A 14,772-nucleotide genomic window follows, 5' to 3' on the forward strand; every position below is an offset into this window, starting at 1 on the left:
CTTATCCTCGCGTATTCTCGACATCGGTCGAGAATCTGAAATTCTCGAACTGCTTGCGCAGCGGAAGCTTGGAAAGCTTCCCGGTCGCCGTATGGGGAAGTGAATCGACGAAGACCACGTCATCGGGAAGCCACCACTTCGCGACCAGATTGCGCATGTGGTCCAGCAATGCGTCGGCCGTAACATCCTTGCCTTTGCGTTTCACCGCGATCAGCAGCGGGCGCTCCTGCCAATGCGAGTGGCGCAGACCAATGACAGCCGCCTCGTCGATGGCAGGATGGCTGAGCGCTGCGCTTTCCAGATCCAGTGACGAGATCCATTCTCCCCCCGACTTGATGACGTCTTTCGAGCGGTCGGTGATCCTGATATAGCCGTCGGCGTTCAAAGTCGCCAGGTCGCCGGTCGCGAACCAGTCGTTCGCATCCCATGCGTCGTCCTCACGGTGGTAATACGCGCGGGCGACCCAGTGGCCGCGCACTTTCAGTTGACCGGCAGTATGGCCGTCGTGGGGAAGGCGGTTGCCTTCGTCGTCGAAGATAGCGACTTCGGTGCCGGGCAGTGGACGGCCCGAAAGCATCTGAAGGTCGAAGCGTTCATCGAGCGTCAGCGTTTCGTGCTTGCGCAGCGGGACGTTCACAGTCACGACTGGACTCGTTTCCGTCATTCCCCACGCCTGACATAGATAGACACCGAAATAGTGCTCGAATTTCTCGATAATGCGCCGTGGAGCCGCCGATCCGCCGGAGAGTGCGCGCGTCAAAACGATGTCTCTGCGCCGCTGCTCCGCGTCCACGTTTTCTGCATACTCGAGCAGCGACATCCACACGGTAGGGACGCCGCACGATACAGTGCACGCCTCATCGCGAAGCATCGCGTAAACATGCCCGCCGGAGAGTTCCGAACCTGGAAGGACAAGCTTGGCGCCAGCCATTGCTGACGAATAGGGGATGCCCCAGCCGTTCACATGAAACATCGGCACGATCAGAAGCACGCTGTCGCGGGCGCTGATGGCGAAACTGTCGACCATGCAGGTTGACATGGCATGCAATACGGTTGATCGATGGCTGTACAGAACGCCCTTGGGCTTGCCCGTCGTGCCCGAGGTATAGCACAGGGACGAAGCGCTATTTTCGTCGAGTGACGGCCAGGCATAGTCCTCACTGCAACCGGTGACCAACGACTCGTAGCAGGCGAGGCCGGGAACGACGATGTCGGGCATCTGATCGGCGTCGCACAATGCAATGAAGCCTTTGATATCCGGACATTGTGGTGCAATCTCCACCACAAGCCTCGCCAGGCTCACGTCGAAGAACACATGCGAGCTGCCGGAATGATTCAGGATATAGACAATCTGCTCCGTGAACAGCCGCGGGTTGACGGTAGCCATCACGGCGCCGGTACCGGAAACCCCATAATAAAGTTCAAGATGGCGATGCGTATTCCAGGCCAGCGTAGCAACACATTGCCCCGTGGCCACACCCAGTGCATGAATGAGATTTGCGACACGCTTCGACCGGCCAAGTGCGGCCGACCATGTATAGCGATGGATATGGCCATTGCCCAGGTTTGAAACAATTTCTCGATCGCCGTGATTGTTAGCCGCGTGCTCGATCAAATCGGAGATCAGCAGCTGCCGTTGTTGCATGAGTCCGTTCATTGTTGCCCTGTTCTTATTTGTCTGAAGTCTCACTCCATGGGCTCGTCTACCGAATCAGGCAAACAGAGCTGAAACCGTGCCAATACAGGAAGCGAACTGCTGAACCATTGGGGTTAATCCCGAATATCGATCGAAGCATTCCCTCAATGAACGAGACTACTTTACTACACAGAATCGTCGCTATCTCGTGAGTATTGATGTCAAATTCGCAATACAGAACGCGACATATTCTTGATTGTGTGATGTTCGAGTAGCTGCCTAGAATCCGCTTCTGAATCCGCAGAAACGAGTAATCAGCCATCCGCTGACTGCAGCGGAGACGGAACTTAAACAGATCGAGTTTTCGTCCGGCGGCGCGCAAGAAACTGAGGCGGAGTGAGACGATCGTGTCATGAAAGACAGGCAGGGCCATTCAGTCGCGTATCACGAGAAGCACGAGTCGGCAGCGGCCGTTTCGGCTGCGCAGTTTTTCTCGGATCCACTTGAGTCTCGATAGGCGATCCAGCAGCTCGAGATTCAGTCGGCCAGGCACTTCGCTCAGCCAAAATCATTTACGGTCAGACCGCCTCGCTGACATTGCGGTGGGCGGCAATAACAGATGTCGATTCTTGATGGTCCTGCGAGGTTCCCATGGCATTGAAGTGGTATCAATATTTCAATTTATTTTATCTGCCGATCTGATGTAAATCAGATTTTTAAAAAAATTAATATAAATAGATGGAGACATTCGATGAAAAAGACTTTTTCTGCTGCCGCATTGACCACGTTCGTCGCCGCGGCTCACGCACAAAGCTCGGTGATGGTGTACGGCATTCTCGATCAGGCGATTACGTACACGAACAACACCGGTACGACAAACGCAGACGGTACGGTGACTCCACGAGGTGCGCAATTCGCCCTGGACTCGCTTTCGGGAATGGCGGGTTCGCGCTGGGGTATTCGTGGTGACGAAGATCTGGGCGGTGGTCTCCACACGATCTTCACGCTGGAATCGGGCGTCAACATGCCGTCCGGCGGCTTGGGTCAAGGTGGACTGATGTGGGGTCGCCAGATCTTCATCGGCCTGCGGAGCGAACGGTATGGTCAAGTGACGGTCGGTCGTCAGTATGATTCGGTGAACAACTTCACGATGATGCTCGACGCAGGTGCGCTGGCCTCGAACGGCGCCGCCATGCACGCGGGCGATCTGGACAATGCCGCAATCAACCTGCGCCAGAATAATTCGATCCGCTACCTGAGCCCAAAAATCAAGGGCCTGACGTTCGGCGGCGGCCTGGCTATCGGTGGCGTCTCGGGTGACTTCACCAATGGCCTGCAATACAACTTCGGCGCGCAATACGATACCGGCGTTGGCCTGAAGGTTGGCGCCGCGTATGAGTTCTTCAAGAACCCGACGGGGCCCACGAACGGCACCGGCTGGTTCACGTCGAATGGCGCGGGCACGCTATTAAGCCATCAACTGGACGCGGGATATACAAGCGCGCAATCGTTTCAGATTGCGATGATCGCCGCACAATACACGAAGGGCGCCTGGACGTTCGCCGGTTCATGGTCGAATGCCCAGTTCGGCAAGATGACGGCATTCAACGGCGGAATGGCCACATTCAACACCTTCGATCTGGGCGCGCAGTATATGTGGTCGCCGTTTTTCTCCACAGCGGTAGGCTGGAATTACCAGACTTCGACCGGCGTGAACCGGCCCGATGGCACAAGGGTTGGCAATCAGCACTCGAATCAGTTCTATACGCGCACTTCCTACGATCTTTCGAAGCGCACGCTTCTCTATGTTGCGGTTGGCTACCAGGATGCGCGTGGCGTGAACTCACAAGGTGGTAGAGCGGTAGCCGACATCGACAACATTGCGGATAGCTCGACTGGCAAGCAGGTTGTCGCCCGACTTGGCATTCGTCACAGTTTTTAGGCGCGACAAGGGCCCAGCCGCTACGCATTGGCGCGATCCGGGACGGAGTATTCAGTATCCGGCTAGCGCACTTTACTACAGGTTAAAGACAGATTGTTAAATGTATTGATGTCAGATTTTGAATGCTGAAAGAGGATTTTTCGGATTGTCCGAGGGACGTTTGGCTGCCTAGAATTAAATCAAGTAGTGCAGCGTTCAGCAACCATCAATTCAATATCCATCATGGAGTCGAGATCGTGGAATTCGGTGTCTTTCTTTTAGCTCAACAACGCTCGTACGCACAGACTTCGCAGAGCGTCATTCGCAACACTATTGAGCAGACGGTCGTGGCGGAGCAGGCGGGCTTCGATACCGCCTGGTACGCGGAGCACCACTTCAACAACTACTCGCTCTCGCCGTCGCCTCTGATGACGATCGCCAACGCAGCAGCCCGAACGACGAAGATCCGTCTGGGGGCGGCAGTCTGCATTTTGCCCCTGTATCATCCCGCGCGCCTGCTCGCTGAAATCGGTCTTGCTGACACGCTCGCCGAAGGACGTCTCGAACTGGGTATCGGATCGGGCTATCAGCAATTCGAATTCGAGCGATTCGGCTGCAATCTGGCGAACAGCGGTGAAATCTTTCACGAAATGTGGGACATCCTCAACAAAGGGCTAAACGAAAAGGTTTTCGAGTATAAGAGCAAGCATTTCGATATGCTGCCGACGTCGGTTGCGATCCGCACTGTGCAGAAGAAAGTCCCGCTCTGGATCACGTCGATGAATCCTGGTACGCTGGGTCGAGCGTTCCGGGAAAACGTGAATCTGTTCACGACGGTTCTGCACGGCGGCACCGACGCGCTGCGCGATCTGCGTGGCCGGCTGGAAGCGTTGTCCTCCGAGCTGGGCACGGATCTCAGCAACACCAAAATCGGCTTTCTACGGTGTGGCTTCGCCTCGGACAGCAACGCAGAAGTCGACGCATATCTGGATTCGGCACGCTGGTCGCGCCGCATTTCGGAATCGCTGAAGGATCGCCGGATGGACATGGACGACGGCTATCTGGTCAAGGAAACACCGTGCGCGGCCGATATGCCGCTCGACCAGTTGCGTCATAACCTGCCTGTGGGTTCGGTGAATGAAGTGACCGACAAACTTCTCACGGAAATTGAAATTCTGAAGCCCAATCACATTGCGATCCAAACTCAACTTGGCGATTGCGACCAGGCGACGATGCTCAGGCAGATCGAGATTTGGGGAGACAGGATCATTCCGGCTGTCCGCAGGGAGCTGGCGCGGAACGTCAATGTCGGCGTGGCCAATCAATAAGCGCGAAAGATGGAGGCCTGTTCATGCGTCTACATTTGACGAATAGCGGCGCGATTACGCTGATTGCGCCGTCGCGCCTGGATCAATTTGATATTTTGATAGACGACCAACCTGACTCCATGTTGAAGCAGGCCATTGCGCGTGTCGGTCAGCGTGCAGACGACGATCACATCTGGGTGAATCCCCAGATCATTCGATTCCTCTCCGGTAAAGCCGCGGATGCCGAATGGGAGACCGGCTTTGGATCGATGATGAATTTCGCCCGGAAATTCAACTGGGTCAACGAAGAGGGGCAGGTTCGCGCGCACGTTGTGCATAGTGGGAATCCGGCCGGTAGTTCGGTCGACGATTTCAAGGCGGCCATGCGCATGCTTCCTGCGGGCGTATCCGCGATCACGACGGGCGACATCAACAATCCGAACGGGATGGTGGTCTCCAGCTTGACGGCGATTTCGGCCGAGCCGCCGTTGGTCGGTTTTTTCGTGCACCGCGATTCGTCGATGCTCGACCCGCTAAAGACCCACGGCAGGTTCGTCGCCAATATCCTCGGCCAGGCGCACCACGACGTAGTGACGAAGTTCCTGAAAGAGTTGCAGGGTCGCCCGCGTTTCGCTGATGGGCAATGGGCTTCGGGCCTCGACGGCCTTCCGATCCTCGTCGACGCGTTGGCCAACGTCGAGTGCGACATCATCCACACGACGACCTTGGGCACCCATGAGATGTTCGTGGGCAAGATCCGCAAGACGACCATCGACGAGACAGGTTCGCCGATGGTGAACTTTAATGCGGGTATTCGCGCGCTGGCGCAGTAACCGGAGATCGAGATGGCGACACAGCGCTGGAATGTCAACGTGTCCCGGCATGCGGCAACTGCGAGTTCAGAACGTCTCCGAAAGGTGGCGGTGCCTGCGGTCGTGAGTCCGAGGGACTACGGATTCGATCTGTGCAACTACTTCGGTGACGATGTAGTAGAAGTCCTGAACCTCAGGGTTCAAGGGAAGGGCGGTCAATGCGGGCGATCACATCCCCATTTCATCGTCAATCCTGAGACGACGATCACCGGAAAGCCCGCAATTGCTTACAAGGTATCGCATACCATTCAATGTACGGAAAGTGCGTCGTCTCCAAACCTTCAGGATACGATCGAAGCCACGGCTAGCCTGAATTCAGAAATTCCGTAGAGACAGCACCGGCATCGGCTGTCAGTCTGATCGCTCCCTTCGACGGAGACCGACAATGAAGCGATTCACGAGCTTTTCCGCGCTGCTGTTTGCTGCGGCCCCAGCGTTTGCCTCGACCTGCACCGAAGATATGCTGGTCAACCGCGACGAAGGGAATCAGCGCTTCACCATGCAGTCGGGCGCGATCTACGAAGTACTCGCCGGTTATGAGACGAAGGACATGCGCTGGATGACGCCGCAGGCTGTGACCACATGCCTGCTCGCGGTAGGCGTCTCGCAGCGCAACACGCCCGAGTACGAAATCATCAACAAGCACGATAACGAATCGATCAGGGCCGCACTGCGCCACGCACCGAATCCGGGCTGATCGCCAGCGCTGCCCGGAAGACCCCGCGCTGGCGTCAGTTTTATCGCCGGGCGCTATTTACGCTTCATCGAGCCACCGGCGATTCCACAGGGGAGCCGTTAAGCGCTGCCTTGATGTTCAGTACTGACGCTCCCTGTGCCGCGAGTCCGGCACGCGCCCCCGTCAAAGGCGTGCCGGTGCGAGCCATGAGATTGACCAGTGCATCGACAGACGGTCCCGTGCCGAATTTCTGGCGCAGGACGGCAAACGCCCCGGTCACCTGGGGGGACGCAAACGATGTGCCCCAGACATAGAAAGAGCCAGCGTTTGCCCACGGGGCAAGTACCAGATCACCGCTCTCACGGTCGCCCGTACCCACCGGAGCAAACAGGCTGACTCGTTGAGATATGTTCGTGTAGGTGGTAGGTGTCGCGGGCGTGGTTATACCTGTTGCACCGACAGGTATAACATTGCTGCCACAGTTCCATCTGCCGGTTCCGTTTACCGCATCGTTGCCCGCTGCCATCACCACGGCGACGCCTTTCTGCTTAAGCAGGCCTGCTACCGCGTCGATCCTGTCGCCGTCACCGCCCGTCGAACACGCCAGGGTACCAGCCAGGGAGGAGCCGGAGGCAGAAATATTGACAGAGACAATTTTTGATCCAACGTCTCCACGAGGCAGCAACGCCGTGTAGACGTAATTCAGCGCATCCACGACTGAATTGATCGGCCACCCCATCGGACCATCGGAGCCCGTTCCGCCACCAATCTTGAGCGTGATGACATTTGCCCCCGGTGCCACGCCCGTGTAGGTCATTTTGGCGTCCCCATCCCACCGTATCGTGGGCTGGCCAACGACGATTCCCGCCGTGGCGGAGCCATGGTAGTAATGGCAATACTGGGGCGTTGACGGATTGTTCGTGTCGCGACAGAAATTGTCGGGGGCGTCCATAGGCGTCGACGCGCCAGAAAGCGAACTAAAAAAATACCCAGCGGAAGGGTTGCCAGGCAAAGGGCGGCTTACCCAGGTCGTAGTCTTGCAAAGACTCGGCCAGGCGGCGCTCAGCGGTTCACCAAAACACGCTTCGAGAGGAATTTTGCTTTTACCATTCGCATCCCTGAACACTGGGTTGCCCGTGCCGAATGCCCCATCGATAACGACGACGACATACCCTGTCCCGTCGTATGTTTTACCACTGCTGTCGGTGTACCTGCCTTCCAGTGACCCTCCCAGGTTATACGGGATGGTCGCCGTCGAGGGCCATCCAGACGGATAGGCGAATGCACCGGTACTCGACATCATGGTTGCAACCAGCACACAGACGGATTTCACTGTCCGCATCCTGTCGCGCTGCGGAGAATTCACGGGAATTTGCATGACGTTCCTGATTTATTGTTGGACGTTTGACGGGGGAAGGCACGAGAAGTACCGGCGTCAAGGGTAGGGGGATCGTGTGCACACTCACCATGAGAGATATCTGAAATTGCGGCGCATATAATTGTGAGCGCAATGATTTCGCAAATCGGCATCGCATGTGTCGTCGCTGACGGAAAGCGCGATCCTATACTCTAGATTCCATATGAAAACTTGATATTGCCGATGAAACCGTGCTTCCAGACTGTGCGCCGTGGCGCATTTACTGTTCTCGCGACTATTTGCCTGAACGGCTGTGGCGATGGTGGCGGCGGTTCGACTGCCGTGGCCTCCAGTGCTTCCACGCAGGCCGCTTCGCCAGTTGCACATGCGTCGCCGGACGTCCGTGCGGGAAACGAGGTCCGAGTTACCGCAACGGCCAGCGCGAACGACACCAACACCGAATCGCGCAACGCCACTGACTCATCCAATACAACTACTGAACATAACTACGGCAGAGTCACTGCGGATGACGGCGTGCATACCGAACCATGATTGCCCGATCACGCGCGGTTGCTGACCTATACCCGTGAGCAATGGTTCAGCTCATACGCAACGCGCTGTCAACTTCATCAGCGGGAACGTGCAGATTTCAGGCCACCGGGGCGCGGCGAGCTGGTTCGAGGAATCGTCGTGCGGCAGACTCGGCAAATTCTCGGCTTCGAGATTGTGCCGATCGCGCGATCGTGCGTCGTCGGCCTCCACACCTTTCTCGTTGTCGCCGATCGCCGCTATGGCCGTTGGCACAAGTGTGCTCGTGTGTACCTTCGTGGCCGATCACGAAACGCTGGCCGAGAAGGGCATCGCGCTGCTGGACAGTGCGGGCATGGTCCCCGCGAGGCTGCGCCGGCGTTGACGTCCCTCCAATTTTTGACGATTTACAATTTAACATAAGATAAATTATCGCACTTTTCAGTGTGGGTCCTAAATAGAAATGTCGGGTTTCCGCTAAATAGAAATGTCGTGTTCTGTGTAGGTTGAGTGCCGGACATCCACATGGAGCGCCAGCGATGAACGCGACTGGGACGATCACGATGACGATGCGCGAAGTTGACCGGTTCAAGGTCATCCAGGCGGTGACCGAGGCGCGGCTCAAGCCAGGCCTGGCGGCTGAGCGGCTGGGCTAACGGTGCGCCTGATCGAGCGGCTGGTGATCCGATACCGGGAATCTGGCGCATCTGGGCTGACGTCGCGCAAATCAGGGCGTTGTGGTTGAGCACATACGGCTGAGTCATGTGCTTCAGGTCGCGCAAGCGATTCAGGCTCAGGGAGATAACCGTAGGGCCTCCGGCTCGCCTTCCCGCACGAATCAGGGCCAGCCAGTCCGCGCCAGGGATCGGATATGAGATCCGGCATCGGAACGGATATCAAGGCGTTCAGCCGCTGCCGGATCTGCTTGATGCCGGTCAGCCTGACTGTGCTTCGTCGTCGCCGAGCAAGTCCAACATGCCCGGCGCCCACGTCATCTTCAACAAGCTTGCGCGAGACTTCACCACATCGCGCCAGCCCACCAACCTCAATGCGCCCAGCGCAGCACCTTCGCATCGAGTCGCCGGGCGATCTCGATCAGCCCCGCGCGCGTCGCCGGATGCAGTGGCACGAGCGGCCGACGCACCGCATCGGACGCGATCACGCCCCCCTCCATCATCAGCGCCTTACAGGCGATCAAACCGCACTGCCGATTTTCATAATTGATGAGCGGCAGCCAGCGCGAATAGGCCGCCACGGCCTCGTCGCGGCTCCCGGCGAGATGCGCTTTCAGGATCGGCTGCAGCCCGTCCGGATAGCCGCCGCCCAGCACGCTGCCCGTCGCGCCCGCATCCAGGTCGGCCAGTAGCGTGATCGCTTCTTCGCCGTCCCACGGCCCTTCGATCGCGTCGCCGCCCAGCTCGATCAATTCGCGCAACTTCGCCGCCGATTGCGGCACCTCGATCTTGAAGTAGCACAGATTGCGGATATCGCGCGCGAGCCGCGCCAGAAACGCCGCCGACACCGAGGTGCCGCTCATCGGCGCGTCCTGGTACATGATGGGAATCTCGATGGCGTCCGACACTTCGGTGAAGAAGCGCTCGATTGCGGCTTCGTTGCAACGGATCGTCGCGCCGTGGTAAGGCGGCATGATCATCACCATCGCCGCGCCCGCCTCTTGCGCCGCGCGGCTGCGCGCCGCGCAGATTGCCGGACTGAAATGCGTGGTTGTGACGATCACCGGCACTCGCCCCGCGACGTGATCGAGAATCGTCGTCGTCAGCAGCGCGCGTTCGTCGTCGGTCAGCGAAAACTGTTCCGAGTAATTCGCGAGTATGCACAGGCCGTCCGCGCCGGCGTCGATAATGAAATCGACACAACGTTTCTGCCCTTCGAGGTCGAGCGCGCCCGACTCGGTAAAGATGGTCGGCGCGACGGAATAGGCACCCGTATAGCGACGCTTGATCGACTTCGTTGCATTCATCTCGATTCCCTTCCTCGTTAGATTAGGATGACATACTAAATAATCGATTCCATTTTTTATTCATTCATGGATGCGGTGGAATCGGACCGAATCGCTACGACTTCACACGCGACCGTATTTACCCCGCAGACCGTCGCCGATACCGCAGAGAATCGCGTGAAGTTTCATGCGCTTTTGCTGGCCGTGCAGCAGCACGAACGCGAGATGTTTCAGCGTGATCAGATTGATCAGCGCCAGTGCCGGATAGCTGTGCCAGTAGTCGCGCGCGACCAGAATGCAGTTGCGCGCCGCGTAGTAATGCCTCAATGCGCTCTGATCGAAAATATCGACACGCGGCCAGTGCTGTCCCGGCGTCGGCTTGCCGAGTTCGTGCGGCAGCGACACATCCGCATTCACGCACACGGGTACGCCATGCGCCTGTGCGCGCATGCAATACTCCGCGTCGACATGGTCGATAAAGAAGTCTTCGCGAAAACGCCCCAGCGCCCGGAACGCTTCGAGTGAAATCGCCGTACCGGAAGAAATAATCACCGAGCACGGTTGCAGCCCGTGCGCGCCATCGCGAATCGGCTCGATCTGCGCCGACCAGCGGCGCACGGTAAAGAGCGGTAAATCGCGCTGAACATTCAGATTGAAAATGCGCGGGCCCACCAGAAAGCGCGGGTCGCCCACCGAGGCGCATCCGAGCAGCATGCGGTGAAAGTAGTCGTCGGGAACCGTCGAATCCTGATCGAAAAGGAAAAACACATCGCAGCCGCGGCGGATCAGAAATTCGACACCGGCGTTGAATGCACCGGCAATGCCGCCGCGATTGTGGTTGGCAATCACGTCGACGCCCTGCGCGGCAAGGCGCGCATGCAGCGCGGTATCCGCGTGCGGAGAATTGTCGACCGCGACGACCACTGGACTCAGCGCAGGCAAACGGAGCAGATGGTCGGCCTGCTCCGCGCTCGGTTTGAACAGCGTAATCAACGTTCCATATTTCATGAACGTCTCCGGTCAAAGTGACGGTCAGGCCGCCCGATGCACGGACGGCCGCTTCCTCCTTTTGACGACTGCTGTCTCGATGGAACGCGTCGGGCGCATTCGGTGCGCCCGTTATTTTGCGTAGAGCTTCACCACGCTCGCATGCACGACGCGGGTGATTTCCTCCATGCGCCAGCGGATATGCGTATCCGTCAGCGCCATGCAACGTGCGGCATCGCGCTCGGCGAGCGCGTCGAGAATCTGCAGATGCTCGGTGAACGCCTCGTTGCGGCGCTGATCGACATCCACCCAGCGCACGTAATGAATGCGCGCGTTGATGCTTTGCAGTACCCGCCCGATCTCGACGTTGCCCGACATCGCGGCCAGTTCCAGATGGAACTGTTCGTCCTTCACCACCAGTTCGTCCGACGACATGCGCCCGGCGCTTTTCATCACCTGCTTCCAGAAGCGGCGCAGCGCCTTGATATCGTTGTCCGACGCGCGCTCGCAGGCGAGCATCACCGCCGTGGATTCGATCGAGCGCCGCAATTCGAAGAGATCGAACACGTCCTTACCGTCCAGTTCCCGAATGAAGAATCCACGGTTCGGCACGAACGCCAGCAGGTTTTCCGCCACCAGCCGGTTGAGCGCTTCGCGAATCGGCGTGCGACTCACATCCAGACGCTCGGCCAGTTCGAGTTCATTGACCCGTTCGCCCGGCCGGATCTCGTACAGCACCGCCATCTGCTTCAACTGCTCGTAAATCTCGTTGACCGTCATCCCCGTGCGCTTCGGCGCGACGGAGTCCCGCACACCGGGACGCAGGTTCCGCGTCATCACGGAATTCGCTGCCATTTCGTCTCCTGAATCGACCTGTAACCGCTCATTATCAACTACCCTGCCGGACTTCCCGCGCACCGCGCGTCAAACCGTGAACAAACGGCCGAACCTGGGCAGCGTGTCGTGCACGCCCGCAAGCCGCAGCGCGTGCCACGCCAATGCATGATTACTCGACAAAACCGGCTTGCCAAGCCGCGTTTCGAGTCCGGCGATCGCATCGGCCAGCCGCAGGCTCGTGCACGACACGAACACGGCATCGACCGCCGGATCGCTCGCCAGCCCGGCCACCGCCTGCTCCAGCGAGGCGCGGTCGATGCGCGCGACTTCGTTGTCGTCGCGATGCTCGAACGACCCCATGCGCACGATGTCGACGCCGCGCTCGCGCAGGTAACGGGCCATCGCCTCGTTAATAGGGCGTTCGTAAGGCGTGAGGAGCGCCACGCCGCGCGCACCGAGCGCACCGAGCGCCACTCGCGCCGCTGTGATCGGCGTCGTGCACGCAATGCCGGGGCGCGCTTCGCGGATCCGCTCGAAAACCCGCTCCTCGCCGAGCACCATCGACGCCGACGTGCAGCCGAACGCCACCACGTCGAGATGCTCGCCTGGCCGGATCAGTTCGACGCCAGGCGCGATCCGGCCGTCCATTTCCGCGAGCGTCTCGGGCGTGATCTCCGCCGAGTTCGCCACGCGGCTCTCGTAGAACGCCACGCCGTCGAGCGCGAGCATGTGCCGCCATTCGTATTCGATCGTGTGGTCGGTGGCGAGCACGACGAGGCCGATCGCCGCGCGCGAAGCAATGCCGGCGTCGAGCGTGAAGCCGAAGCGCGCGTAGGCCTCCACGCCGGGCTCGATGCGATTCGATAGAAGTTCGCTCACTGTAGTGTCATCCCTGTGATGTCGATCTCGGGCTGCCGTCCGTTCATCAGGTCGGCGAGGATTTTCGAGGTGCCGCACGACATGGTCCAACCCATATGACCATGCCCCGTGTTGAGAAAGAGATTGCGATGCCGCGTCGCGCCGATCAGCGGCGTGCCTTCCGGCGTCATCGGCCGCAGTCCGGCCCAGTAGGAAGGCCGCGCGTAGTCCGCGCCGTTCGGAAACAAGGCGCGCGCGGTCGCCAGCATGTGCGTGAAGTCGGCGGGCGTGTGCGCCGTGTCATAACCGCAGAACTCGGCGGTCGCCGTCAGGCGCAAACGCTGGCCGAAGCGCGCCCACGCGACCAGCTGGTTTTCCTCGACGCCGCCGAGCGTGGGCGCGTCGTGCGTATCGTCGACCGGCAGCGTGACCGAATAGCCCTTCACCGGATAGATCGGCAAGCGATAGCCCAGCTCGCGTGCGAGAAGCGGCGAGTACGAGCCGAGCGCGAGCACGTAGCGGTCGGCCTTGAGCCGTTCCTGCGCGGTTTGTACGTAGTCGATCGCGTCGCCGTTTGCACGAATGCCGTCGATGGCGGTGCCGAAGCGGAAATCGACGCCCATCTCGCGGCAACGCTGCTCCAGCGCACGCGTGAACAGATGCGCGTCGCCGCTTTCGTCGCTCGGGCAATAGATCGCGCCGGCGATATCGTCGCCGCCGCGTTTGAGCGCGGGTTCGCGCGCAATCGCCGCCTGACGGTCTAGCGTTTCCAGCGGCAAGCCGTTATCGGAAAGAATCGACATATTCGCGACGCCGCGCTCGAACGAAGCAGGATCGCGATACAGATACAGCAGCCCGCCGCTGATGCGGTCGTACGCGAGCCCTTCGTCGCGCGTGGCCTGTTGCAGTTGCTGCTGCGCGTAGCGGCACAGGCGAACCTTGATGGACGTATTGCGGCGCGAACGTTCGGCGGTGCAGTTTTGCAGAAACAGCCAGCACCACGCCCACATGCGCCAGTCGGCCTTCGGCTTGAGGCGCAGCGCCTGGCCTTCCATGAACAGCGACTTGAGCAGTATCTTCGGCGCGCGCGGGGACGCCCACGTGTACGAATGCCCCGGCGCGATCAAACCGGCATTCGCGAAGCTCGTTTCGAGCGCCACACCGTCACGCCGATCGAGCACCACCACTTCGTCCCCCGCCTTCGCCAGAAAGTAAGCGGTAGTCACGCCGACGATCCCGCCACCGAGCACGATGGTTTTCATGCGGACGCTCCGGGAGCCGTCGCTCCGATTGCCGCAATCGCCGCGATCTCGACCGTGTACGGCGGAAACGCCAGCTTCGACTCGACACAGGCGCGCGCGGGCGCCTGTCCCTTCGGCACCCAGGCGTCCCAGACGCTGTTCATCTCCGCAAAGCTGCGATGGTCCGCCAGCCAGATGCTCGCGGAGACGATCAGGCGCTTGTCGCCGCCCGCCAGTTCGAGCAGGCGGTCGAGCTTGTCGAGAATCTGGCGGGTCTGGCCCGCGACATCGAGCGATGTATCGTCCGCGACCTGCCCCGCGATAAACGCGAAACCGCCCGCGATCACCATCTGGCTCATCCGCTCGCCCGTTTCAAAACGCTTGATTTCCATCCGGCCATCTCCTTTCGGGACAGGTAAGTTGAGGCCGATGCTAGCACTCGTAATTCAAAGCTGTATACACTTTTTCAATAAAAATCCGCCCTTGCTCCACGTCTGTGCAAGCCGTCCAGATCGGTGCGAGCAGGAATTCTACGAGTGCAGAAAAGTGCGCTATTTAAGGGAATTTATGGATATTTCATAACGACATCGAC

The 14,772-nt window shown here is 59.3% G+C and carries 13 protein-coding genes and 1 pseudogene; 6 read left to right on the forward strand and 8 right to left on the reverse strand.

The window, feature by feature from the left end:
• Window position 1: 1 nt before the first annotated feature.
• Complete coding sequence (locus tag G5S35_RS23735; protein ID WP_338048729.1) at window positions 2–1,645, reverse strand: long-chain fatty acid--CoA ligase; 1,644 nt, start codon at window positions 1,643–1,645, stop codon at window positions 2–4.
• 742 nt (window positions 1,646–2,387) lie between these two features.
• Between G5S35_RS23735 and G5S35_RS23740 the strand changes: the two genes are divergently transcribed.
• The 4 genes from G5S35_RS23740 to G5S35_RS23755 all read left to right on the forward strand — a co-directional run bounded on the left by G5S35_RS23740 (window position 2,388) and on the right by G5S35_RS23755 (window position 6,433).
• Complete coding sequence (locus tag G5S35_RS23740; RefSeq protein ID WP_065058523.1) at window positions 2,388–3,578, forward strand: porin; 1,191 nt, start codon at window positions 2,388–2,390, stop codon at window positions 3,576–3,578.
• A 236-nt stretch (window positions 3,579–3,814) separates the two neighbouring features.
• A complete protein-coding gene (locus G5S35_RS23745; RefSeq protein ID WP_065058524.1) occupies window positions 3,815–4,885 on the forward strand; it encodes an LLM class flavin-dependent oxidoreductase in 1,071 nt (356 codons plus the stop codon).
• 23 nt (window positions 4,886–4,908) lie between these two features.
• A complete protein-coding gene (locus G5S35_RS23750) occupies window positions 4,909–5,697 on the forward strand; it encodes a flavin reductase family protein (protein WP_065058525.1) in 789 nt (262 codons plus the stop codon).
• A gap of 424 nt (window positions 5,698–6,121) precedes the next feature.
• Window positions 6,122–6,433, forward strand: coding sequence for a hypothetical protein (locus G5S35_RS23755; protein ID WP_065058527.1), 312 nt, complete (start codon window positions 6,122–6,124; stop codon window positions 6,431–6,433).
• Between the two features lie 64 nt (window positions 6,434–6,497).
• Here G5S35_RS23755 and G5S35_RS23760 read toward each other — a convergent pair whose 3' ends face one another.
• Entirely contained in the window at window positions 6,498–7,790 is a 1,293-nt protein-coding gene (locus tag G5S35_RS23760; protein ID WP_183039762.1) for a S8/S53 family peptidase, read from the reverse strand.
• 769 nt (window positions 7,791–8,559) lie between these two features.
• Here G5S35_RS23760 and G5S35_RS40040 point away from each other — a divergent pair.
• Both G5S35_RS40040 and G5S35_RS23765 read left to right on the forward strand, forming a co-directional pair.
• Window positions 8,560–8,682 carry a hypothetical protein gene (locus G5S35_RS40040; protein ID WP_260178188.1) on the forward strand — a complete coding sequence of 41 codons (123 nt, stop codon included), beginning with the start codon at window positions 8,560–8,562 and terminating at the stop codon, window positions 8,680–8,682.
• Between the two features lie 154 nt (window positions 8,683–8,836).
• Window positions 8,837–9,033, forward strand: a pseudogene (locus G5S35_RS23765) (ISNCY family transposase); the annotation flags it as partial.
• A 309-nt stretch (window positions 9,034–9,342) separates the two neighbouring features.
• Here the strand turns inward: G5S35_RS23765 and G5S35_RS23770 are convergent.
• The 6 genes from G5S35_RS23770 to G5S35_RS23795 form a co-directional block, all read right to left on the reverse strand.
• Window positions 9,343–10,278 carry a dihydrodipicolinate synthase family protein gene (locus G5S35_RS23770; RefSeq protein WP_110327369.1) on the reverse strand — a complete coding sequence of 312 codons (936 nt, stop codon included), beginning with the start codon at window positions 10,276–10,278 and terminating at the stop codon, window positions 9,343–9,345.
• Between the two features lie 102 nt (window positions 10,279–10,380).
• Window positions 10,381–11,265, reverse strand: a complete 885-nt coding sequence (locus tag G5S35_RS23775) for a glycosyltransferase family 2 protein (RefSeq protein WP_110327368.1) — start codon at window positions 11,263–11,265, stop codon at window positions 10,381–10,383.
• A gap of 111 nt (window positions 11,266–11,376) precedes the next feature.
• On the reverse strand, window positions 11,377–12,099 hold the full coding sequence (locus G5S35_RS23780; protein ID WP_231957461.1) for a GntR family transcriptional regulator: 723 nt from the start codon (window positions 12,097–12,099) through the stop codon (window positions 11,377–11,379).
• Between the two features lie 69 nt (window positions 12,100–12,168).
• Complete coding sequence (locus G5S35_RS23785) at window positions 12,169–12,960, reverse strand: maleate cis-trans isomerase family protein (protein ID WP_065058534.1); 792 nt, start codon at window positions 12,958–12,960, stop codon at window positions 12,169–12,171.
• Window positions 12,957–14,291, reverse strand: coding sequence for a D-amino acid dehydrogenase (locus G5S35_RS23790; RefSeq protein WP_338048736.1), 1,335 nt, complete (start codon window positions 14,289–14,291; stop codon window positions 12,957–12,959). Before G5S35_RS23790 ends, G5S35_RS23785 begins: the two co-directional genes overlap by 4 nt.
• Window positions 14,198–14,572, reverse strand: coding sequence for a RidA family protein (locus tag G5S35_RS23795; RefSeq protein WP_183039763.1), 375 nt, complete (start codon window positions 14,570–14,572; stop codon window positions 14,198–14,200). The genes G5S35_RS23790 and G5S35_RS23795 overlap by 94 nt, the downstream gene beginning before the upstream one ends.
• Window positions 14,573–14,772 lie beyond the last annotated feature (200 nt).

This window comes from Paraburkholderia tropica (assembly GCF_014171495.1).
In the GTDB taxonomy this organism is placed as follows: domain Bacteria; phylum Pseudomonadota; class Gammaproteobacteria; order Burkholderiales; family Burkholderiaceae; genus Paraburkholderia; species Paraburkholderia tropica.

Excerpts from the sequence above, each read along its gene's own strand:
- G5S35_RS23735 (WP_338048729.1), bottom strand. The coding sequence starts at position 1,645 with ATGCAACAACGGCAGCTGCTGATCTCCGATTTGATCGAGCACGCGGCT.
- G5S35_RS23740 (WP_065058523.1), top strand. The coding sequence starts at position 2,388 with ATGAAAAAGACTTTTTCTGCTGCCGCATTGACCACGTTCGTCGCCGCG.
- G5S35_RS23750 (WP_065058525.1), top strand. The coding sequence starts at position 4,909 with ATGCGTCTACATTTGACGAATAGCGGCGCGATTACGCTGATTGCGCCG.
- G5S35_RS23755 (WP_065058527.1), top strand. The coding sequence starts at position 6,122 with ATGAAGCGATTCACGAGCTTTTCCGCGCTGCTGTTTGCTGCGGCCCCA.
- G5S35_RS23760 (WP_183039762.1), bottom strand. The coding sequence starts at position 7,790 with ATGCAAATTCCCGTGAATTCTCCGCAGCGCGACAGGATGCGGACAGTG.
- G5S35_RS40040 (WP_260178188.1), top strand. The coding sequence starts at position 8,560 with ATGGCCGTTGGCACAAGTGTGCTCGTGTGTACCTTCGTGGCCGATCAC.
- G5S35_RS23770 (WP_110327369.1), bottom strand. The coding sequence starts at position 10,278 with ATGAATGCAACGAAGTCGATCAAGCGTCGCTATACGGGTGCCTATTCC.
- G5S35_RS23775 (WP_110327368.1), bottom strand. The coding sequence starts at position 11,265 with ATGAAATATGGAACGTTGATTACGCTGTTCAAACCGAGCGCGGAGCAG.
- G5S35_RS23780 (WP_231957461.1), bottom strand. The coding sequence starts at position 12,099 with ATGGCAGCGAATTCCGTGATGACGCGGAACCTGCGTCCCGGTGTGCGG.
- G5S35_RS23795 (WP_183039763.1), bottom strand. The coding sequence starts at position 14,572 with ATGGAAATCAAGCGTTTTGAAACGGGCGAGCGGATGAGCCAGATGGTG.